The organism is Yoonia sp. JB2-21 (assembly GCF_055693545.1).
Window position 1 is genome coordinate 554,509 of record NZ_JBVFUC010000001.1, and the last position, 18,551, is coordinate 573,059.

An 18,551-nucleotide genomic window follows, 5' to 3' on the forward strand; every position below is an offset into this window, starting at 1 on the left:
GCGGACCCGCCGGGGGGCTGCACATTGGCTGACAACATCTGATGGGCTGCGCATTCGCGTAGGCCATTGGAACCTCGACAATGCCAAAGGCACGATACTGATTTTTCCGGGGCGTACGGAATTTGTCGAAAAATATGGCCGTGCGGCGCAAAGTTTTCAGGATCGCGGCTATGCATGCCTTGCTATCGACTGGCGCGGACAAGGCATCGCCGACCGGATGACACCCAATCGTGCTGTCGGTCATATTGGCGAATTTCCAGATTACCAGATGGATGTGGCTGCCACGCTTGCCTACGCCGAAGAGATTGGCCTACCGCGCCCATATTTCCTTTTGGGTCATTCAATGGGTGGCTGCATTGGGCTGCGCTCCTTGATCGAAGGTCTGGATGTAGAGGCCGCCGTGTTCTCGGCACCGATGTGGGGCGTCCAAATGGCCGCACCGCTGCGCCCCGTTGCGTGGGGGCTGTCTGCAGTTAGCACGCCACTGGGTTTTGATCAGTCCATCGCGCCTGGTCAGGTCGAAGAAGGCTATGCCCTGCGCGCAAGTTTCGAAGAGAACACACTGACCGGTGACCCCGAGAATTGGGCGATGTTTGGCGAACAACTGCGGGCGCATCCTGACCTTGGCCTTGGTGGTCCCTCACTGCGTTGGCTCAACAGGTCGTTGCGCGAAATGCATCACCTCAGCACCCTTCCCTCTCCTAAACTGCCATGCCTGACTTATCTTGGTACAGAAGAGGCGATCGTTGATCACTTGCGTATTCGCAGCCGCATGGGCAAATGGCCGAACGGCGTTTTGCGGGTCATTGAGGGCGGGCGGCACGAGATGCTGATGGACACGCCCACCATGCGCAACATGATTTTCGATGAAACGGTCGCGTTCTTTGACGCTCGGCTGGCGCAGGCCGCTTAGGCCAGATCACTGCCCGCGCGCACTTTGAACCCGGCAGTTTGCAGGGCATGCACGGTTTCTTCCACGTGCTGCTGATCGCGCGCTTCGATCACAATCTCGAGTTCCGCCTGTTTCAGCGACACACTTTGCATCATGCGCTGGTGGATCACCTCGATCACATTGGCCCCGGCCTCGCCAATAATACGCGAAATGTCCGACAGCTGACCGGGGGTGTCATCAATCTCAAAGGTCAGGCGGGTGATGCGACCATCACGGACCAACCCACGCAAGATCAATGTCGACAACAAGCGCGAGTCGATATTACCGCCGCAAACAACAAGCCCAACTTTCTTGCCTTGAAAGTCCTTTGCATGTTTTTCGATCACAGCCAGACCCGCCCCGGCGGCACCTTCTGCCACAATCTTTTCATGCGAGAGCAAATCAAAAACAGCCGCTTCAATCTCGGCCTCAGTCGCGGTTTCGACGCGGTCAACGTGGCTGGCGATGACTTGCAAATTCGCCGCCGCAGGTGCCTTGACCGCGATCCCTTCGGCCAAAGTGGACCCGCCAAAGTTTGTTGACACATTGTCAAATTCGGCTTTGACCGCATCGAAATTGGCCGCCTGCGCGCCGATCACCTGCACGTCCGGTTTCACCGATTTCGCCGCCACAGCCATGCCCGCGATCAAGCCGCCGCCACCGATGGGCACGACGATGCAATCCAGATCAGGCTCTTGTTCCAGCATTTCCAGCGCGACAGTGCCCTGCCCCGCAGCAACCACCGGATCATCAAATGGGTGCACGAAGGTCATCCCCTTGTCCGCCGCCATATCCAGTGTGAACTGCACGCTTTCATCAAAGCCGCGACCATGCAGTACGACCTCTGCACCGAAATCCTTGGTCCGTTTGATTTTGTTGAATGGCGTCCCTTCGGGCATCACGATAACCGCCGGAATGCCAAGGCGGTTGGCATGATACGCCACCCCTTGCGCGTGATTGCCCGCACTGCATGCGATCACACCCGCCGTCCGCTCTGCGTCCGTCAGCGTCAGCAACTTCGCCAAAGCACCGCGCGCTTTGAACGCGTTCGTGTGCTGCAAATTTTCCAGCTTGAGGTAAAGATCAATGCCCAGATGCAGCGACAGGCGCGCGGCATGCACCGTTGGCGTGCGCATCGTCGCAGGCATAATCGCCTCATATGTTTTTGCAATCAGCGTCGGATCAAGGGTCACGGGCGCGCTCCTTTACATTGATCTTCGGTATCGCACGTAGGGTGGGTGAAACCCACCCCCCATTGGCCCCAGATCAGCGCGCTCTATATTCCAACGCATGGCCGACGTACTCACCTTCACTGACCGGGGCATCTATTGCCCCGCTGGCGATTTCTACATTGATCCGTGGAAACCCGTTGATCGTGCGCTCATCACCCATGGGCACAGCGACCATGCGCGGCCCGGCATGCAGTACTATCTTGCCACAACGGGCACAGCGCCCGTCATGCGGCATCGGCTGGGCCAGATCACATTGGACACCATTCGTTACAATGAAACGCGCCAAATCGGCGGTGCCACCGTGTCGTTTCACCCCGCAGGTCATGTTCCCGGCTCTGCCCAAATTCGGGTTGAGGTCAAAGGCGAGGTTTGGGTCGTCTCAGGCGATTACAAAACGGTGGCCGATGGGCTGTCCGAACCATTTGAGCCTGTCCCATGCCACGCTTTCATCACCGAATGCACCTTTGGCCTGCCCATTTTCAAATGGACACCAGAGGATATTCTGACCCAGCAAATCAACGACTGGTGGGCCGCTAATGCCGCTGCGGGGCGCACCTCGATCCTTGGGGCCTATGCATTGGGTAAGGCGCAGCGATTACTGACAACCGTCAACCCCGATATCGGCCCGATCCTGACCCATGGCGCGATTGAGAACACCAACGCCGTGCTGCGTGGCCAAGGGTTTGCGCTGCCCGACACCACGCTGGTCACGCCAGACATCAGCCATAAGACCCACCCCGGCGCACTTGTGCTGGCAACGCCCAGCGCCCTTGGCACCACTTGGGCCCGGCGGTTTGGCACCGCATCAACCGCCTTTGCGAGCGGATGGATGGCGTTACGTGGCGTGCGACGCAGACGCGCGGCGGACCGGGGTTTCATCGTGTCAGACCACGCCGATTGGGACGGGTTGAACAGCGCCATCAAAGCAACAGGTGCCACCAAAATCTTCGCCACGCATGGCTACACCTCGGCGTTCCAGAAATGGTTGGCCAGCCAAGGGTATGACGCCCATATCGTCAGCACCGACTACCAAGGCGAAGGCTTTGACCAAGCAGAAGAGGCCGAAGCATGAAGTATTTTGCCACCCTTTTCACCCGCATCGACGAAAGCACCAAAACGACGGTCAAAACCGCCGCCCTCGCCGATTATTTCCAGACGGCCACACCCGAAGATCGGCTTTGGACCATCGCGCTCTTCACCGGACGCCGTCCCAAACGGACGATCACCGCAACCCGCCTGCGCGCATGGGCGGCAGAAGTCGCCGGCCTGCCTGACTGGCTGTTTGAGGAAAGCTACAGCATCGTTGGCGATCTGGCCGAGACGATTGCACTGGTGTTGCCCCCTGCCACCGACAGTAAAGACCAAACGCTGACCCATTGGATCGGATACATCAAAACCCTCTCTACGCTGGAAGAGGACGCGCGCAAGGCTGGTATCTTGGACGCATGGAACAGCCTGCCCAACACCGAACGCTTTCTTTTTACCAAGCTGCTGACCGGCGGTTTTCGGATTGGCGTCAGCGCCAAGCTGATCACCCGCGCATTGGCCAAGGCGACAGGGCAGGACGAACCGGCGCTGACCCATAAGCTGATGGGCAATTGGACGCCCGATACGACCACATGGGAAACATTGATAGAGGCCGATGATCCGACCGCAGACCTGTCGCGTCCTTACCCGTTTTACCTCGCTTACCAACTCGACAGCTTCGATGACCTCGGCCCACCCACCGATTGGAACGCCGAACGCAAATGGGACGGGATCCGGGGGCAATTGATCCTGCGCGGTGGCGAACATCACCTGTGGTCACGCGGCGAAGACCTGATGACAGATCGCTTTCCTGAGTTGGCACAGCTCCGCGACTACCTGCCCGACGGAACAGTCATTGATGGGGAAATACTGGCGTTTCAGGACGAAACACCCCTCTCTTTCAACGCATTGCAAAAGCGAATTGGGCGCAAGACCGTCCCCAAAAAGCTGCTGGCCGAAGCACCCGTCATCATCATGGCTTACGATCTGCTGGAACACGGCGGGCAGGATATCCGCGACACGCCCTTGTCCGACCGACGCGATAAGCTTGAAAAACTAGCAGCCGAGGTGCCGCCGTCAGCGCCCCTGCGCCTCTCAGCCTCAGTTCCTTTCAAAACGTGGGATGACCTCAGCGCGGCACGCGACCAGTCACGCGCATTGAACGCAGAAGGGCTCATGCTCAAGCGCCGCGATAGCCCCTACCTGTCAGGGCGCAAACGTGGGGATTGGTGGAAATGGAAGATCGATCCGCTGACCATTGATGCGGTGATGATCTATGCCCAAGCAGGTCACGGACGACGGGCAAACCTGTTCACCGACTACACATTTGCCGTGCGCAACGGCAATGATCTGGTGCCTTTTACCAAGGCCTACTCTGGCCTGACCGACAAGGAATTCCGCGAGATCACCGCTTGGGTGCGCAAAAACACCCTGCAACGGTTCGGCCCCGTGCGCCAAGTGCCCCCCGAACATGTGTTCGAAATCGCATTCGAAGGCATCCAAGCCAGCCCCCGCCACAAATCCGGCGTCGCCTTACGGTTCCCCCGCATGCTGCGCTGGCGGCGCGACAAACCGGTGGATGAGGCGAATACGTTGGATGATTTGAAAGAGATGTTGGCGACGTTTGGGTGATTTGGAGGCATAAAGGGTCTGCTGTGCGGGACTAAATTGCCGTTCGGCTCAGCTAGCTTACTCTCGGCGCTTCGGCAGGCGTCGCTTTTGAAAACCAGTTCTCGATTGTTCGAAACCTGCACTTTCGTAGAACGACAAGGTGGCGGGCCGTGTCGATCCCGTACTCAGCATGACTTTGTAACATTCATGGCTCCACGCGCGTTCGCACGCCGCATCGAGTATCGCCTTGCCAAGCCCTTTTCCTCGGTGGCTAGGATGCGTGACCACGTTTTCAACTACCGCATAAGGCCTTCCACCTCTTGATAAATTTGGAACTACTATCAGGGTGCATGTCGTCAAAGCTTCGCCGTCAATCTCGCCCAATAGCACAGCACTGCCATCAATCTGGCAAATCTTGGAGATATTTGTTTTCGCTAGTTCGAGCGGGCATCTTTCATTGTCGGATGACAGAAAGTCATAGAGCGTTAGCAACGCCTCAGCATCATCGGCGGATGCAGCGCGTGTTCGGATACCACGATTCATGCGTAAATTTTAGGTGGGTTTCTGAGACTGCACAATCATGCACTTCGGACTCTAATCGGTCATTCACCACATTCACCACCACTAAACCCCATCACTCCCCGAAAACCAGACTTATCCGACATTCCACCCATAACAGGGTTTTCACCCCCACGATGCCGACCTATGTATCTTTCAACGCCATATGAAAGGTCACGCTCCATGAACTTCCCTCAGCCCGTTTTCGATGCAAACACCAGCGGCGGAAAGGACCTTGGCAATCTGCCTGAGTGGGACCTGACCGACCTTTATCCTGCCACTGACAGCCCAGAGCTGGAACGTGATATGGCATGGCTGGAAAAGGAATGCGCTGATTTCGCGGCCTCTTACGAGGGCAAGCTGGCCGATCTGGATGCTGCGGGACTGTTGGAAGCGGTGCAGCGCTATGAGCAGATCGATGTCATCGCCGGGCGCATCATGTCCTTTGCAGGTCTGCGCTATTATCAAGCGACCACCGATAGCGAGCGCGCCAAATTCATGGCCGATTGTCAGGATAAAATCACGACATATACGACGCCACTGGTGTTCTATGGGCTCGAATTCAACCGGCTTGATGACGATCACCTTGCCGGGCTTTTGGCCGCAAACGCAGACCTCGCCCGTTATAAGCCGGTATTTGATCGGATGCGCGCAATGAAGCCCCATCAATTGTCGGATGAGTTGGAAAAATTCCTGCATGACGCCTCTGTTGTTGGTGCCTCCGCATGGAACAAGCTGTTTGACGAAACGATGGCCGGGTTGGAATTCACCGTTGATGGTGAAACGCTTAACCTCGAAGCGACGCTGAACCTGCTGACCGAGCATGACCGCAGCAAACGCGAAGCTGCCACACATGCCTTGGCTGCCGTTTTCCAAGACAACATCAAAATCTTCAGCCGCGTGCACAACACGCTGGCCAAGGAAAAAGAGATCGAAGATCGCTGGCGCAACATGCCAACCCCGCAAACCGGGCGGCACTTGTCCAACCATGTGGAGGCCGAAGTGGTCGAGGCGCTGCGCAACGCCGTCGTTGCCGCCTACCCGCGCCTGTCGCACCGCTATTATGCGCTGAAAGCCAAATGGATGGGGCTGGAGCGGATGCAAACGTGGGACCGCAACGCGCCACTGCCGATGGAAAGCGACAGGATCGTCGATTGGGACGAGGCAACAGAGACGGTCATGTCTGCCTACGCTGAATTCGACCCGAAAATGGCCGAGATCGCCAAACCCTTCTTTACCGACGGCTGGATCGATGCGGCGGTCAAACCGGGCAAAGCCCCAGGCGCATTTGCGCACCCGACCGTGACCCCGGTGCACCCTTACGTGATGGTGAACTATCTTGGCAAACCCCGCGACGTGATGACCTTAGCGCATGAATTGGGCCACGGCGTGCATCAGGTCTTGGCCGCAGAACAAGGCGAATTGCTGTCCTCAACCCCGCTGACGCTGGCTGAAACTGCATCGGTCTTTGGCGAAATGCTGACCTTCCAAAAGATGTTGGACGGCGCGCAAACCAAAGAAGAGCGCAAGATCCTGCTAGCCGGCAAGGTCGAGGATATGATCAACACGGTTGTGCGCCAGATCGCGTTCTACGACTTTGAATGCAAATTACATGCCGCCCGCGCCGACGGCGAACTGACCCCTGATGACATCAATGCGCTGTGGATGTCCGTGCAGGCCGAAAGCCTAGGCCCCGTGTTTGATTTCGCCGAAGGGTATGAAACCTTCTGGGCCTATATCCCGCATTTCGTCCACTCCCCCTTCTACGTCTACGCCTATGCGTTTGGTGATGGGCTCGTGAATGCGCTTTATGCAGTCTATGCCGAAGGCGACACTGACTTCCGCGAGAAATATTTTGATATGCTGCGCGCAGGTGGGTCCAAGCACCACAAGGAACTGTTGGCCCCATTCGGCCTTGATGCGTCCGACCCACAATTCTGGGACAAGGGGCTCGCAATGATCGAAGGTTTCATTGACGAGTTGGAGGCGATGGAAGACTAAAGCGCGTCCCGGGCTAGCCCCGGGACGTATTAACTTTTCTCAGTCCAACTCTGTCCAAGGCCAAGGCTTCACCTCACTGGCAGCGGTCTGATACCGCGCAGCTTTGGCCATCCAGACACCCATGGTCGTGCCCAACTCTGCCAATTGCTCGTTCGGTTCGCGCTTGCTGAATAGCATGATCAGGAACTGTGCAACGGTCAGCAGGCCCAAAAGCGTGCTCGTGATGCTCATCATGAATGAGATAATAATCATGTGCAGCAGGCGCACCCAGATACTATCAAGGTCGTCCGCGACGTCCGTTTCAGCCGTCTCTTGATCTTTTGCCATCTGTCACTCCTACTGCGAATGTCCACCCGCCGCAAAAACCATGTCCATCATGTGCTGTGTGCCACGCGAAAATTCAAGCGGGCATGGGTATTCAGCACCAGTCTGCACCGAATTGCAAAAGTTTTCCACTTGGCAGACATAGTGATTAACCGCCGGCCAGCGCTCGGATGTCCGGGTCAGGCCATCATTTTCAAGCGTGAGTTCGGCCACATCAAACACGTTGGCGTTAAACGGGCAGTGTAGTGTCAACACACCTTTGTCGCCGTGAAACAGGATACCCTGGCGATTGAACAGACGCATCGACACCATGCTTTGAAAGGTAAAACCGGGGAAATTCGCGGTAAACTGCGCAAAGACATCAACGCCGTTTTCATAGCGCAGGTTTGCGTAGGGAACGGTATCGGGTTCCTGACCGCTGACAAAACGCGCAGCCCCCATCGTGTACACCCCAATGTCCCGCAAGCCACCGCCACCGGCTTCTGGTCTGTTGCGAATGTTTGCCGCGTCATCATTGTAGAAACTGAATGATGCCTCCACATGTTTGAGCGCACCGATGGCACCGCCTTGCACCAGTTCGCGGGCGCGTTGGAACTGTGGGTGGTGCACAATCATATAAGCCTCTGCCGCCAGAAGACCCGAAGCATCGCGGGCTGAAATTAACCCGTCAAAATCATCTTCGGTCAGCGCAATAGGTTTCTCACACAGAACGTGCTTTCCGGCCGCGAGCGCTTTTTTGCTCCACGCCACGTGAAGGTGATTGGGCAAAGGAATGTAGATCGCATCCATTTGCGGATCAGCCAGCAGCGCGTCATAGTCGCCGTATATCTCCAAATTGGGTACAAAAGCCTGAAAGCCCTCGGCTTTCTTGGCACTGGATGTCGCCAAACCCACCAACTCTGCGCCTTTGGCCGCATGAATGGCCGGCCCCATGTGATTTTGGGCAAAATTAGATGCCCCCAAAATTCCCCAGCGTACTGGTGTCATAATATGTCCCTTCGTCTAGAGGATGTTAGCGCCAACATCCTAAAGATGGAACAAGGCCAAGGCTTCTACCACAATAAAGTATCCCCGCCGGCGGCAACCGGCGGGGATATTTATTTCATCCATTTGTCTTGTCTCAGGCGTCAGCCAGCATACCACGCTGACGGGCCAGCTCGTGCATCTTGGCCTGCAGCTTTTCAAAGGCACGGACCTCAATCTGGCAGAATCCGCTCACGACTGACATCATACTGACCACTCAGATCTTCCAGCGTGATGGTTTCCTCTGCCAAACGACGCTGGACCAAGATATCCTTTTCACGATCGTTCAGGACTTCCATCGCTTCCGCCATCAGCTCACGACGGGCATCCAGCTCATCGCTTGCCTCATAATCAGCCGCCGTATTGGCACTTTCATCCTCAAGCCAATCCTGCCATTGCGCAGCACCTTCGCCATCCGCGCTAACCGTGGCGTTCAGCGAGGCATCACCACCCGACAAGCGACGGTTCATTGAGATGACTTCGTCTTCGGTCACACCCAGATCATTGGCAATGCGCTGCACGTTCTCAGGGCGCAAATCGCCGTCTTCCAACGCGCCGATGCGGTTCTTGGCCTTGCGCAGGTTAAAGAACAGCTTTTTCTGCGCCGAGGTCGTGCCGAGTTTCACCAACGACCATGACCGCAGGATGTATTCCTGAATCGACGCCCGAATCCACCACATGGCATAGGTTGCCAGACGGAAACCCTTTTCCGGATCAAACCGCTTGACGGCCTGCATCAAACCGACGTTCGCTTCTGAGATCACCTCGGCCTGCGGCAAGCCATAGCCGCGGTAACCCATTGCGATCTTGGCAGCCAAACGCAGGTGCGATGTCACCATCTGGTGCGCTGCATCTGTGTCCTCATGGTCTACCCAACGCTTGGCGAGCATATACTCTTGCTCAGGCTCCAGCATAGGGAACTTACGGATTTCTTGCATGTAACGGTTCAGACCACCTTCAGGGGATGGTGCTGGCAAATTCTTATAATTACTCACTGTATATGCCCTCCTATGTTTAAAGGCTTAACATCGATATGGGAACGCTCGCATCGGGTTTCAAGAGGAGCCCTATCCGATTTCCGTAAAAGCAATATGAACTCTTCGGTTTAGTTTTGCGAGGAACGTTTCCGTGCGCTCACGCACATGGGATCGAATATTTCAGCCATTAGCATCAAACGCGCGCAGTAAATCGCGCATATCACGGGGGATTTCCGCTTCAAACTTCAGGAATTCACCAGAGACCGGGTGTTCAAAACCCAATGTCGCCGCGTGCAGTGCCTGACGCGGGAATGCGGCAACCGCAGCAACACCCGCTTCGCCGACCGCTTTCGGGGATAGTTTGCGCCGCCCACCATACACGGGGTCACCGATCAGCGCATGGCCGCAATGGGCCATATGGACCCGGATCTGATGCGTGCGCCCGGTTTCCAACCAACATTCGATCAACGCGGCGCATGGCGGTCGTCCCAATGTTTCCACAATCCGTGACCGCGTCACCGCGTGCCGCCCCGTCGCGAATGAAACTGCCTGTCGTTGGCGGTCCGTACGATGGCGCCCAAGGAACGTCTGGATCTTCAAGATATTGCCGGGCTCAAAGGACGTTCCCTTAATCCCGCGCAATCGGGGATCGTTTTGATCGGGCAGACCATAGCACACCGCCAGATAGCGCCGCTCAACCGTGTGTGCGGCAAACTGATCAGCGAGATGGTGGTGGGCGCGGTCAGATTTGGCGGCCACCAGCAGGCCGGTGGTTTCCTTATCAATGCGATGCACAATGCCGGGGCGTTTCATTCCGCCCACACCTGAAAGCGTCTCGCCGCAATGATGGATCAATGCATTGACCAGCGTCCCCCTCGGCGTGCCGGGGGCGGGATGTACCACCATACCGCTGGGTTTATTGACGACAATCAGGTCGTCGTCCTCAAACACCACCTCAAGCGGAATATCCTCACCGACGATATGGCTTTCTTCAGCAACTGCGACGGTCACGGCGACCGCGGCCCCCTCGGCAATGCGGTGACGGGGATCGGTGACAACGACTCCATCGACGGTGACGGCACCATCGCCAATCAGCTTGGCCAAACGCGACCGGCTGAGCGATGCATCGTCCGGCACATCGCGCCCAAGCGCTTTGTCAAGCCGTGGCGGAGGATTGGGGCCAATTTCAAATGTGATGAGTGTCTCACCCATGGTCGTCTCCGGTACTGCATGGGAGGGATGGTACCGCCTCCCCGGCTTGAACGGGGGACCCCTGGTTCCACAAACCAGTGCTCTAACCAACTGAGCTAAGGCGGCAACAGGGCTGATCTAGCGGGATGGGATCACGATTGCAAGTCCTCTAAAGGTCAATCTAACATGTCTTTTCATGTGGGTTGAGCCCGAGGATTGCACCGCCCTTGCCAATCAAGCCCAGCCCACGGTAGGACAGCAAAGACCAGATCAAAGGGACCGACATGGGTATCAACAACGAACGCGACGTCGAAGCGAATATGCAGATCGGGCCAACCGATCTGGGCATGGTGCGGATCTTTATCGAAGCAGACGGCGTCGAGATCCCGATGGATTTTGATCCTGAGGAAGCGGACGAGATCGCGGACGAGATCAAAGCGGCGGCAATGGCTGCGCGGGCTGTGAAGAAGTAGGGGGACGTTTGCGTGAGGTGCGTGGCTTAGGTCTGCTGTGCATACTTTGCCGACCTTGGAGTTATACCAGTCCTTCAAAGTAAGATCGGTGAACTTCCAGCAAGAACTCGCGAGGTGGTTGGTTAATTTCGCAAATATGTTCTGGGTCAAATGTGATGATGTCACCCTTACTGAGTTGAAGGTTTTCGGCAATCCCTGGGTCACTGTCGAGTATGCCTTGGTAGCGGCCTAATTGAGAACTCGACGCAGGTAGCAAGATGACCCACATCCGGTCGACGCCTCGGTCAATGACTACGCCGTTTGCCTTAGTTTCAATATCAAATAACAACTTAGCACCCATTCCAGGCAACAAGTTATTCCGAATTTTAGAATCAGGAATCTCGAATGTGGCGGGATAGGAGTCACGTTGTTGTTCAGCTGAAACGAGCTGCCAGCCAAGTTCATCCAATTGATTTTCCATCTTGCTCTTTTGACCGTATCTCTACTGAGGTTACAAAACTGCGCAAATCGAAGCGCATGAAGTACCGAAACCCAACTTATTGGCAAATAGAGTGGAAGCTCATTGGGCAATTTGGGCTGATTGTGTTGAAAAACTCTGCTTGTTTGGCGAGCTGATCGCTGATTCAATTTCGGTATTCATACTGGAGGTTGATTGCGATGATGGGACCGAAGCAGGAAGCGCAGGCGGCCTTGTTCTATGAGTTCTCGCTTGAAGATCACGTCCCGCAAGATCACCTGCTGCGTGCGATTGATCGGTTCGTTGACCTCAGCAGCATTCGCGCCCATCTGACGGATTTCTACAGCCACACAGGCCGCCCATCGATTGATCCGGAATTGATGATCCGCATGCTGCTGGTTGGATACTGCTTTGGCATCCGGTCCGAGCGTCGGCTCTGCGAAGAGGTGCATCTGAACCTCGCATATCGCTGGTTCTGCAAACTCGATCTGTCAGATTCGATCCCCGATCATTCAACCTTCTCCAAGAACCGGCATGGACGGTTCCGTGACTGCGATCTGTTCCGCCATCTATTTGAGACGGTCGTGGAGCGCTGCATGGCTGAGGGTTTGGTTGGCGGCGAGACCTTTGCGATAGATGCCAGCATCATCCAGGCCGATGCCAACAAGCAATACTCAGCGTCAAAGGCGGAATGGGAGGCCGCGCAGATCGACCCGGCGGTCGTTCCGCGAGCCGTGCGGGAATATCTTGAGACATTGGATGACGCCGCATTTGGTGCCGCAAGCGATACGACACCAAAGTTCACATCCTTCTCTGATCCCGCCAGCCAGTGGACAGGTGCGTTGAAAGGACCAGCATTCTTTGCCTATTCGACCAATTATCTGATCGATACTGACCATGCGATCATTCTGGATGTCGAGGCGACCCGCGCCATCCGTCCGGCTGAGGTTGGGGCAACCCAAACAATGCTGACCCGCACGCGAGACAGGTTCGATCTTTTTCCAGACCGGCTGGCAGCGGACACCGCCTATGGTTCAGGCAACATGCTGGGTTGGCTGGTCGATCAAGACATTGAACCGCACGTTCCAGTGATCGACAAATCAGATCGCAAAGACGGGACATTCACTAATCTCGAGTTCCGCTACGATCCAGCCACAGACGAATACACCTGCCCTGGTGGCAAACCCCTCAAGAAGTACTGGCGTAAGATGCGCACCCCGCGCACCGGCGTTAGTAAGGATGGCATCAAACGGTACTACGCCAGCAAGACACACTGCTCCACCTGCGCCCTCAAAGAACGCTGCACGCCCAACAAAGATGCCCGCATTGTCTCACGGCATGTCCATGAGGCGGCGCGTGACAAGGCACGCGAGATCGCCAAGACAGACGCATATGCCGAAGCCAGCAGACGACGAAAGAAGGTCGAAATGCTCTTCGCCCATCTCAAGAAGATCATGCGGCTCGACCGCCTGCGTCTGCGCGGACCAAACGGTGCGAAAGACGAATTCCTCCTCGCCGCAACCGCCCAAAACCTCCGCAAACTCGCCAAACTGCGCCCAATGCGCCCCGCGATGACATAAGATCGACGCCAGCCACAATAAACACTCACATCATCGCGCTTCTCAAACCGAGTTTTTCAACACAATCTGCGCGTAGCCGCCATTCCACACATCAGAATGACCGTTCCACAACACTTCCCGGATCACGCGCCGCTTGCGCCCTCACCGCTGCATGACGCGCGAATTTTTGCACCATCACCTTGCGCCGCGCGCCTGCTAATTTTGCCTCTGGTCCCATGCGGATGATCTCGGCGTCATACCCATCCGCGATGATCAATCCGGTGTCGTCCGGCAGCAACTCTGTCGGGAAATCGCTGTCCACGGCCCAAAAGAACCGGTCGCACCATTCCAGATAGCCCTGCCATTTGTGATCGGACTGAAAATCGGCGCGGCTGGACTTGCATTCGACAATCCACACTTCACCTTTCGGGCCCAAAGCCATCACATCCACACGTAAGCCAGATGTCGGCACAAGTTCTTCAACGCTTACAAAATCATGGCTGCGCAGCGCACGTGATACGCCGCGCGCCAAAAGCTGGCCGGGCGTCAGGCGTGTTGTGAAAACATCATCTGGCATGCACAGAAGCATGAACAATACGTGAACAAAACACAAGAAGATAATCTCTTGACGCGATACCTTTTGGTTTTATATAAATGTGAAACCAAAAGGTATCGTAATTGGAGATCAGAATGGAGCCACAACCAACCTTCCGCGCCCTCGCAGATCCAACGCGGCGCGACATCCTCATGATGTTGCGCGGTCAAGATATGACCATCGCCGAGGTTGCGGAAAACTTTGATATGACCCGTGCCGCCGTCAAAAAGCACCTGACTGTGCTGTCGGATGGCGGCCTCATCACAGTCCGTGCGCAGGGTCGCGAACGTATTAACACCTTCAACCCGGCTGGCATGGGACCTATCCGAGATTGGCTGACCTTCTTTGATGCCTTCTGGGATGATCATCTTAACACCCTCAAAACTGCTATTGAAAAGGACACCGCATGACCATTCGCAAATCAATCTATCTCAAAGCCGACAAAATAGAGGTTTGGTCCTATCTGACCGACCCCGATAAATTGGCGATTTGGTTTCATAAGCCAGCCAAGACGCTTGCAGCGCGTGAACCGTACGAAATGTTTGGCACAGAAAGTGGTGACAAACTGATGTGGGGCAATGTCATAGCTGCCGACCCGCACGAGCACCTGTCCTACACCTTCAATATCGCCCCCATGGGTGACGCTGTTAGCACGGTGACATGGACTTTACGGGAGGTTCCCGGTGGAACACATCTTGCGCTGGTGCATGAGGGCCTGCCGGACGGTGTCGCGGCATTTGATCTCATATTAGCTTTGGATAAAGGTTGGGACGATCACCTTGCCCGCATGCGCGCAGCAGCACACCCCACCTAAACGACTCACCATACAAAACTCGGGACGCCTTCTTGTTTGCGTCCCGGGCATTAACCAAGAAACAATATCTGCCAGATGGAAAGATTGACGATAGGTAAACTTAGAAATGCCATTACATCAATAACTTATGGTAAGTTTGTTATTTTCAGTTCACGGAAACCAGACAGCTTTGTGACACAACTTGGACCTGACCCCACGTCACGAAAACCCAAATGCCATGCCCCCGTCACCTTTTCGGCTGCTTTGCTGCTTAAACCTGATGCCAAGAAATAGGGAAGTTGCTTATGTCAGTATTAATGAACGTATCATTTTTTGAAGTCTCAATGGCTCTGCTCTTTGTTGGCATGACCGAACGCGTGCTGCTTGCCTACGCCCCCGCCGAGATGGTTGGTGCCAATGGCTGGCTCATCCGCGGCAAGATCGAAGAATAATACCAGCCCCACTGGCCCCTAGGGCCTTGCCCTTGACCACTCACACCCCTACCTGTTGGACGACGGGTTCTGCACTTCTCGTAACATATAGGTACAAATCCAGCGGCCTTACGCAAATCCTAGGGGGCTGGCTCTGTTCTGACCCTGGTCTGATTACCTGGCGCCCACCTGTACTTACAGGTCCTCAGGATTAGTTACCTGTTACGGTTGCTGCGGTCCCCGTCACTTTAAGATTGATAATGCGATGTTGCGCTCTACCTTCAACGCATGAAACAAACTCTGGTCCCTGCCGCATTTCTCGCGTTCATCGCCCTGCCCGCAACCGCTGACATCACAGTTCGCTTTGTTGAAAGCGCGCCGAAAGATCGCTTTGTGATCAGCAGTGATACTTGCCCACTTTCAAAGGTTGATGTGCTGCTCAATCTTGAAGAATCCGCCGGCAGTCTGATTTTCGACGTAACCAGCGCCGGCGCGGGGGTAGAAGTATTTCAACCTGTCGAAGTGCAAAGCGGCGCTGTCACGGCACAGCCTGTTATTGACGGCGACCAAAAACTTCTTTTTGAAATCAAAACACTCAGCGCCAAAGATGATGTCATCATCTCCGCCGATCTCGATGATGTTTTGACCAATAGTAGTCTGGGCCAAATCCGTGTGTCTGGTGCAGAGCTTGACGGCGCGACGGTTCAGATCACGATCGCAGGCCAAACAGAAACCCAGGTTTTTTCAGGGGGCACGAATACAGTCACCTTTGCGCATAGTTGCCTCAGTTAGATCAGATTTTGCGTGGCCGCGCTGTCGCGCGAACCGGGATCCGCCTTCCCCGCCAAGGCCCATCGTCATCATCATCGTCCGATTGTGACATGACAACGATAGCAAACTGTACGCTGCCGAAAACGGTTCCGTTAAAAAACCATAGCAGGAAAACCGCAAGCCAACCGACGTCGGACCCCAAAATCAAGCCGCGCAGTCCGACAACATCAAACCACAAGATAAGCCCGACAAAGATTGCAGATAGCGCAAACCCTACCGCGCAATGACGCAGATAAAGCCGCATCAGGTCAGGCTCTGGCTTCTGGTTCATTTTCCGGCTCATATACGACACATAGCGTCCGCCGGACGAAGATCAAAGGCGGCCTAGCCGCCGAATGCCTCTGGCTGCGCCTCGCGCGCCATATGATCCAGCACTGCATTGACGAACTTTGGCTCTTTGCCATCTGCTGAAAAGGCTTCAGCCACCCCAACAAATTCGCTGATCACCACCTTGGGCGGCGTTTGTTTCAGCGTCATTTCGGCACCTGCCGCACGGAACAGCGCACGCCATGTCGGGTCGATGCGCGCGATTGGCCATTTTGCAACCAGCGCGCGGTCTGTCAGCTGGTCAATCGCCGCCTGTTCATCCACGGCTTTTTCCATCAGCGCGCGGAACGTATCAACGTCACCTTCTGTCATCTCGCCTTCGTCATAGACAGCGCCCAAACGGTGATCCTCAAATTCCCGCGTGACCTGATCGACAGTTTGGCCCGACGCCTCCATCTGGAACAAGGCCTGTACGGCGTAAAGCCGGGCGGCTGATTTCATCTTGCGCTTTTGATTGTTCGAAAGTGTCATGCTGTGGTTTTGCCGTCCGTATCACCAGCCATCAGAATTTCGCGGGTGAACCCCACGGTCTTCTCGGCTTTGCCCCACTTACGAGCGAGCGAGACAAGGTGCAAGGCCGCAGCCGCCGCCCCGCCGCCTTTGTTCATCTCGGCCGGGTCAGCACGGACTTCTGCCTGCGCGCGGTTTTCCACAGTCAGGATGCCATTGCCGATGCAAAGCCCTTGCAGGCCCAGCAATTGGATCGCGCGGCTGCTGTCATTGCAGACGGTGTCATAGTGGGTCGTCTCACCCCGGATCACGCAGCCAAGGGCGACATAGCCGTCAAAATTGCTCATCCGCTCGGCGATGCCGATGGCTGTTGGGATTTCCAGCGCGCCAGGCACCTCAACATGGTCCCAGGTTGCACCGGCCTTTTCAATCTCGGCCTTGGCCCCGGCAATCTGATTGTCCGAGATATCCTTGTAATAGGGCGACGCCACAATCAGGATTTTCACCGGCCTGTCGAACTCGGGCAGTGGCATGATATAATGCGATGGTCCGGCCATTATCCAATCTCCGAGATTTTGCGCGTGCCTACGATTTCAAGACCGTAAGCATCAAGGCCAACCACTTTGGGACGGGGTGAGTTGGTCAACAGTTCGATTTCATGCAAACCAAGCGAGCTGAGGATTTGCGCGCCCAAACCATACTGACGCAAGGTTTGCGGCGATACTTCTTCGGTCGCATCAAGTTTCATATGAACGTCACGCAATAAGACAAGGGCGCCGCGCCCTTCGTCTGCGATGACCTGCATCGCGTCGCCAAACTCATCACGGCGTCCTTTTGGACCAACGCCGACAACATCCAGCATCGGATCCATCGCGTGCATGCGCACCAGAACCGGTTCATCCGTTGTGATATCACCTTTGATGAGCGCGATATGTTCGGCCCCCTGGGTTTCGTCGGTATAGATCCGTAGTTCCCATTCTCCACCAAATTCGGATTGGATCGTGCTGGTTTCGCGGACACGCACCAGGTTGTCGTGGCGTCGGCGATAGGCGATCAGGTCGCTGATCGTGCCAATTTTGAGGTTATGCAGCTGCGCAAAGGCAATCAGGTCCGGCAGACGTGCCATTTCGCCGTCTTCCTTCATGATCTCACAGATGACACCGGATGGGTTCAGGCCGGCAAGGCGACTGATATCGACGGCAGCTTCTGTATGCCCGGCACGCACCAGCACACCGCCGTCGCGCGCGCGCAGTGGAAAGACGTGACCCGGGGTGGCAATGTCGGCGGCCCCTTTGGACGCATCAATCGCCGTCGCGACAGTACGCGCGCGATCATGCGCAGAGATACCCGTACTGACCCCTTCGCGCGCTTCAATGCTGACGGTAAAGGCCGTTTCGTGTCGAGATGAATTATGCGAGGCCATCAGCGGCAAACCCAGCGCGTCAATACGCTCGCCGGGCAGCGTGAGGCAGATCAAACCGCGCCCATGCTTGGCCATGAAGTTGATCGCATCCGGGGTGGCCATTTGCGCGGGTATCACCAGATCGCCTTCGTTCTCACGATCCTCATGGTCCACCAGTACGAACATACGGCCATTGCGGGCATCCTCGATGATCTCTTCGATTTTGCTGATCGCGTCGGTCCAGTCGCGCTCTACCGGGCCGGGCGTTTCGAAATTCTGGTTCATGGGTCTCTCCGCGGGGCGTCTCATGGTCGCAGATAGCCCAGCGCAGATGCTTTGGAAAGTATCTATGGGTGCGT

Annotated in this window: 21 protein-coding genes, 1 tRNA gene and 1 pseudogene; 10 read left to right on the top strand and 13 right to left on the bottom strand. The window is 55.9% G+C overall.

Annotated elements, in window-relative coordinates:
• The first annotated feature begins 100 nt into the window (after positions 1-100).
• On the top strand, positions 101-913 hold the full coding sequence (locus ACZ1G5_RS02750; protein ID WP_472734261.1) for an alpha/beta fold hydrolase: 813 nt from the start codon (positions 101-103) through the stop codon (positions 911-913).
• Here the strand turns inward: ACZ1G5_RS02750 and ACZ1G5_RS02755 are convergent.
• Positions 910-2,124, bottom strand: a complete 1,215-nt coding sequence (locus tag ACZ1G5_RS02755; RefSeq protein ID WP_472731397.1) for a threonine ammonia-lyase — start codon at positions 2,122-2,124, stop codon at positions 910-912. The two genes, ACZ1G5_RS02750 and ACZ1G5_RS02755, sit on opposite strands and share 4 nt — an antisense overlap.
• A 97-nt stretch (positions 2,125-2,221) precedes the next feature.
• Here ACZ1G5_RS02755 and ACZ1G5_RS02760 point away from each other — a divergent pair, with 97 nt between their 5' ends.
• Positions 2,222-3,235, top strand: a complete 1,014-nt coding sequence (locus ACZ1G5_RS02760; protein WP_472731398.1) for a ligase-associated DNA damage response exonuclease — start codon at positions 2,222-2,224, stop codon at positions 3,233-3,235.
• On the top strand, positions 3,232-4,821 hold the full coding sequence (locus tag ACZ1G5_RS02765) for an ATP-dependent DNA ligase (RefSeq protein WP_472731399.1): 1,590 nt from the start codon (positions 3,232-3,234) through the stop codon (positions 4,819-4,821). Before ACZ1G5_RS02760 ends, ACZ1G5_RS02765 begins: the two co-directional genes overlap by 4 nt.
• Positions 4,822-4,878: 57 nt before the next feature.
• On the opposite strand, the gene ACZ1G5_RS02770 is transcribed toward ACZ1G5_RS02765, so the two are convergent.
• Entirely contained in the window at positions 4,879-5,343 is a 465-nt protein-coding gene (locus tag ACZ1G5_RS02770; RefSeq protein ID WP_472731400.1) for a GNAT family N-acetyltransferase, read from the bottom strand.
• 198 nt (positions 5,344-5,541) lie between these two features.
• On the opposite strand from ACZ1G5_RS02770, the gene ACZ1G5_RS02775 reads away from it, so the two are divergent.
• Complete coding sequence (locus tag ACZ1G5_RS02775) at positions 5,542-7,359, top strand: M3 family oligoendopeptidase (RefSeq protein WP_472731401.1); 1,818 nt, start codon at positions 5,542-5,544, stop codon at positions 7,357-7,359.
• A gap of 39 nt (positions 7,360-7,398) precedes the next feature.
• Here the strand turns inward: ACZ1G5_RS02775 and ACZ1G5_RS02780 are convergent, their stop codons facing one another.
• The 5 genes and pseudogenes from ACZ1G5_RS02780 to ACZ1G5_RS02800 all read right to left on the bottom strand — a co-directional run bounded on the left by ACZ1G5_RS02780 (position 7,399) and on the right by ACZ1G5_RS02800 (position 11,000).
• Positions 7,399-7,686 carry a DUF4389 domain-containing protein gene (locus ACZ1G5_RS02780; protein ID WP_472731402.1) on the bottom strand — a complete coding sequence of 96 codons (288 nt, stop codon included), beginning with the start codon at positions 7,684-7,686 and terminating at the stop codon, positions 7,399-7,401.
• A gap of 9 nt (positions 7,687-7,695) precedes the next feature.
• Positions 7,696-8,670, bottom strand: coding sequence for a Gfo/Idh/MocA family protein (locus tag ACZ1G5_RS02785; RefSeq protein ID WP_472731403.1), 975 nt, complete (start codon positions 8,668-8,670; stop codon positions 7,696-7,698).
• Between the two features lie 133 nt (positions 8,671-8,803).
• Positions 8,804-9,701: pseudogene (gene rpoH, locus ACZ1G5_RS02790) on the bottom strand (RNA polymerase sigma factor RpoH).
• A gap of 162 nt (positions 9,702-9,863) precedes the next feature.
• A complete protein-coding gene (locus ACZ1G5_RS02795; RefSeq protein ID WP_472731404.1) occupies positions 9,864-10,895 on the bottom strand; it encodes an RluA family pseudouridine synthase in 1,032 nt (343 codons plus the stop codon).
• A 28-nt stretch (positions 10,896-10,923) separates the two neighbouring features.
• Positions 10,924-11,000, bottom strand: a tRNA-His gene (locus ACZ1G5_RS02800).
• 158 nt (positions 11,001-11,158) lie between these two features.
• Here ACZ1G5_RS02800 and ACZ1G5_RS02805 point away from each other — a divergent pair.
• Positions 11,159-11,347: a DUF6324 family protein gene (locus ACZ1G5_RS02805; protein ID WP_472731405.1), complete on the top strand. Its 189-nt coding sequence runs from the start codon at positions 11,159-11,161 to the stop codon at positions 11,345-11,347.
• Positions 11,348-11,408: 61 nt separating this feature from the next.
• Here ACZ1G5_RS02805 and ACZ1G5_RS02810 read toward each other — a convergent pair whose 3' ends face one another.
• Positions 11,409-11,807, bottom strand: coding sequence for a hypothetical protein (locus ACZ1G5_RS02810; RefSeq protein WP_472731406.1), 399 nt, complete (start codon positions 11,805-11,807; stop codon positions 11,409-11,411).
• Positions 11,808-12,004: 197 nt separating this feature from the next.
• Here ACZ1G5_RS02810 and ACZ1G5_RS02815 point away from each other — a divergent pair, with 197 nt between their 5' ends.
• Positions 12,005-13,384, top strand: a complete 1,380-nt coding sequence (locus ACZ1G5_RS02815; protein WP_472731407.1) for an IS1182 family transposase — start codon at positions 12,005-12,007, stop codon at positions 13,382-13,384.
• A 91-nt stretch (positions 13,385-13,475) separates the two neighbouring features.
• Here the strand turns inward: ACZ1G5_RS02815 and ACZ1G5_RS02820 are convergent, their stop codons facing one another.
• Complete coding sequence (locus ACZ1G5_RS02820) at positions 13,476-13,940, bottom strand: MmcB family DNA repair protein (protein ID WP_472731408.1); 465 nt, start codon at positions 13,938-13,940, stop codon at positions 13,476-13,478.
• Between the two features lie 113 nt (positions 13,941-14,053).
• Here ACZ1G5_RS02820 and ACZ1G5_RS02825 point away from each other — a divergent pair, with 113 nt between their 5' ends.
• The 4 genes from ACZ1G5_RS02825 to ACZ1G5_RS02840 all read left to right on the top strand — a co-directional run bounded on the left by ACZ1G5_RS02825 (position 14,054) and on the right by ACZ1G5_RS02840 (position 15,974).
• Positions 14,054-14,368 carry an ArsR/SmtB family transcription factor gene (locus ACZ1G5_RS02825; protein WP_472731409.1) on the top strand — a complete coding sequence of 105 codons (315 nt, stop codon included), beginning with the start codon at positions 14,054-14,056 and terminating at the stop codon, positions 14,366-14,368.
• A complete protein-coding gene (locus ACZ1G5_RS02830) occupies positions 14,365-14,772 on the top strand; it encodes an SRPBCC family protein (RefSeq protein WP_472731410.1) in 408 nt (135 codons plus the stop codon). The genes ACZ1G5_RS02825 and ACZ1G5_RS02830 overlap by 4 nt, the downstream gene beginning before the upstream one ends.
• 296 nt (positions 14,773-15,068) lie before the next feature.
• A complete protein-coding gene (locus ACZ1G5_RS02835) occupies positions 15,069-15,203 on the top strand; it encodes a hypothetical protein (RefSeq protein ID WP_472731411.1) in 135 nt (44 codons plus the stop codon).
• Positions 15,204-15,470: 267 nt separating this feature from the next.
• A complete protein-coding gene (locus tag ACZ1G5_RS02840; RefSeq protein WP_472731412.1) occupies positions 15,471-15,974 on the top strand; it encodes an aggregation factor core in 504 nt (167 codons plus the stop codon).
• Between the two features lies 1 nt (position 15,975).
• On the opposite strand, the gene ACZ1G5_RS02845 is transcribed toward ACZ1G5_RS02840, so the two are convergent.
• From ACZ1G5_RS02845 to ribB, 4 genes are read right to left on the bottom strand one after another with little or no spacing between them, the layout of a single operon-like run.
• Positions 15,976-16,284, bottom strand: coding sequence for a hypothetical protein (locus ACZ1G5_RS02845; RefSeq protein ID WP_472731413.1), 309 nt, complete (start codon positions 16,282-16,284; stop codon positions 15,976-15,978).
• Between the two features lie 53 nt (positions 16,285-16,337).
• Positions 16,338-16,811, bottom strand: coding sequence for a transcription antitermination factor NusB (gene nusB / locus ACZ1G5_RS02850; protein WP_472731414.1), 474 nt, complete (start codon positions 16,809-16,811; stop codon positions 16,338-16,340).
• Positions 16,808-17,347 carry a 6,7-dimethyl-8-ribityllumazine synthase gene (locus ACZ1G5_RS02855; protein ID WP_472731415.1) on the bottom strand — a complete coding sequence of 180 codons (540 nt, stop codon included), beginning with the start codon at positions 17,345-17,347 and terminating at the stop codon, positions 16,808-16,810. The genes nusB and ACZ1G5_RS02855 overlap by 4 nt, the downstream gene beginning before the upstream one ends.
• Positions 17,347-18,477, bottom strand: coding sequence for a 3,4-dihydroxy-2-butanone-4-phosphate synthase (gene ribB / locus ACZ1G5_RS02860; protein WP_472731416.1), 1,131 nt, complete (start codon positions 18,475-18,477; stop codon positions 17,347-17,349). The genes ACZ1G5_RS02855 and ribB overlap by 1 nt, the downstream gene beginning before the upstream one ends.
• Positions 18,478-18,551 lie beyond the last annotated feature (74 nt).

Bases quoted from the DNA above. Each gene is read 5' to 3' on its own strand.
- ACZ1G5_RS02770 (WP_472731400.1), bottom strand. From the start codon at position 5,343: ATGAATCGTGGTATCCGAACACGCGCTGCATCCGCCGATGATGCTGAG.
- ACZ1G5_RS02845 (WP_472731413.1), bottom strand. From the start codon at position 16,284: ATGAACCAGAAGCCAGAGCCTGACCTGATGCGGCTTTATCTGCGTCAT.
- nusB (WP_472731414.1), bottom strand. From the start codon at position 16,811: ATGACACTTTCGAACAATCAAAAGCGCAAGATGAAATCAGCCGCCCGG.
- ACZ1G5_RS02855 (WP_472731415.1), bottom strand. From the start codon at position 17,347: ATGGCCGGACCATCGCATTATATCATGCCACTGCCCGAGTTCGACAGG.
- ACZ1G5_RS02840 (WP_472731412.1), top strand. From the start codon at position 15,471: ATGAAACAAACTCTGGTCCCTGCCGCATTTCTCGCGTTCATCGCCCTG.
- ACZ1G5_RS02780 (WP_472731402.1), bottom strand. From the start codon at position 7,686: ATGGCAAAAGATCAAGAGACGGCTGAAACGGACGTCGCGGACGACCTT.
- ACZ1G5_RS02815 (WP_472731407.1), top strand. From the start codon at position 12,005: ATGATGGGACCGAAGCAGGAAGCGCAGGCGGCCTTGTTCTATGAGTTC.
- ACZ1G5_RS02810 (WP_472731406.1), bottom strand. From the start codon at position 11,807: ATGGAAAATCAATTGGATGAACTTGGCTGGCAGCTCGTTTCAGCTGAA.
- ACZ1G5_RS02825 (WP_472731409.1), top strand. From the start codon at position 14,054: ATGGAGCCACAACCAACCTTCCGCGCCCTCGCAGATCCAACGCGGCGC.
- ACZ1G5_RS02775 (WP_472731401.1), top strand. From the start codon at position 5,542: ATGAACTTCCCTCAGCCCGTTTTCGATGCAAACACCAGCGGCGGAAAG.
- ACZ1G5_RS02820 (WP_472731408.1), bottom strand. From the start codon at position 13,940: ATGCCAGATGATGTTTTCACAACACGCCTGACGCCCGGCCAGCTTTTG.
- ACZ1G5_RS02805 (WP_472731405.1), top strand. From the start codon at position 11,159: ATGGGTATCAACAACGAACGCGACGTCGAAGCGAATATGCAGATCGGG.
- ACZ1G5_RS02795 (WP_472731404.1), bottom strand. From the start codon at position 10,895: ATGGGTGAGACACTCATCACATTTGAAATTGGCCCCAATCCTCCGCCA.
- ACZ1G5_RS02835 (WP_472731411.1), top strand. From the start codon at position 15,069: ATGAACGTATCATTTTTTGAAGTCTCAATGGCTCTGCTCTTTGTTGGC.
- ACZ1G5_RS02830 (WP_472731410.1), top strand. From the start codon at position 14,365: ATGACCATTCGCAAATCAATCTATCTCAAAGCCGACAAAATAGAGGTT.
- ACZ1G5_RS02785 (WP_472731403.1), bottom strand. From the start codon at position 8,670: ATGACACCAGTACGCTGGGGAATTTTGGGGGCATCTAATTTTGCCCAA.
- ACZ1G5_RS02760 (WP_472731398.1), top strand. From the start codon at position 2,222: ATGGCCGACGTACTCACCTTCACTGACCGGGGCATCTATTGCCCCGCT.
- ribB (WP_472731416.1), bottom strand. From the start codon at position 18,477: ATGAACCAGAATTTCGAAACGCCCGGCCCGGTAGAGCGCGACTGGACC.
- ACZ1G5_RS02765 (WP_472731399.1), top strand. From the start codon at position 3,232: ATGAAGTATTTTGCCACCCTTTTCACCCGCATCGACGAAAGCACCAAA.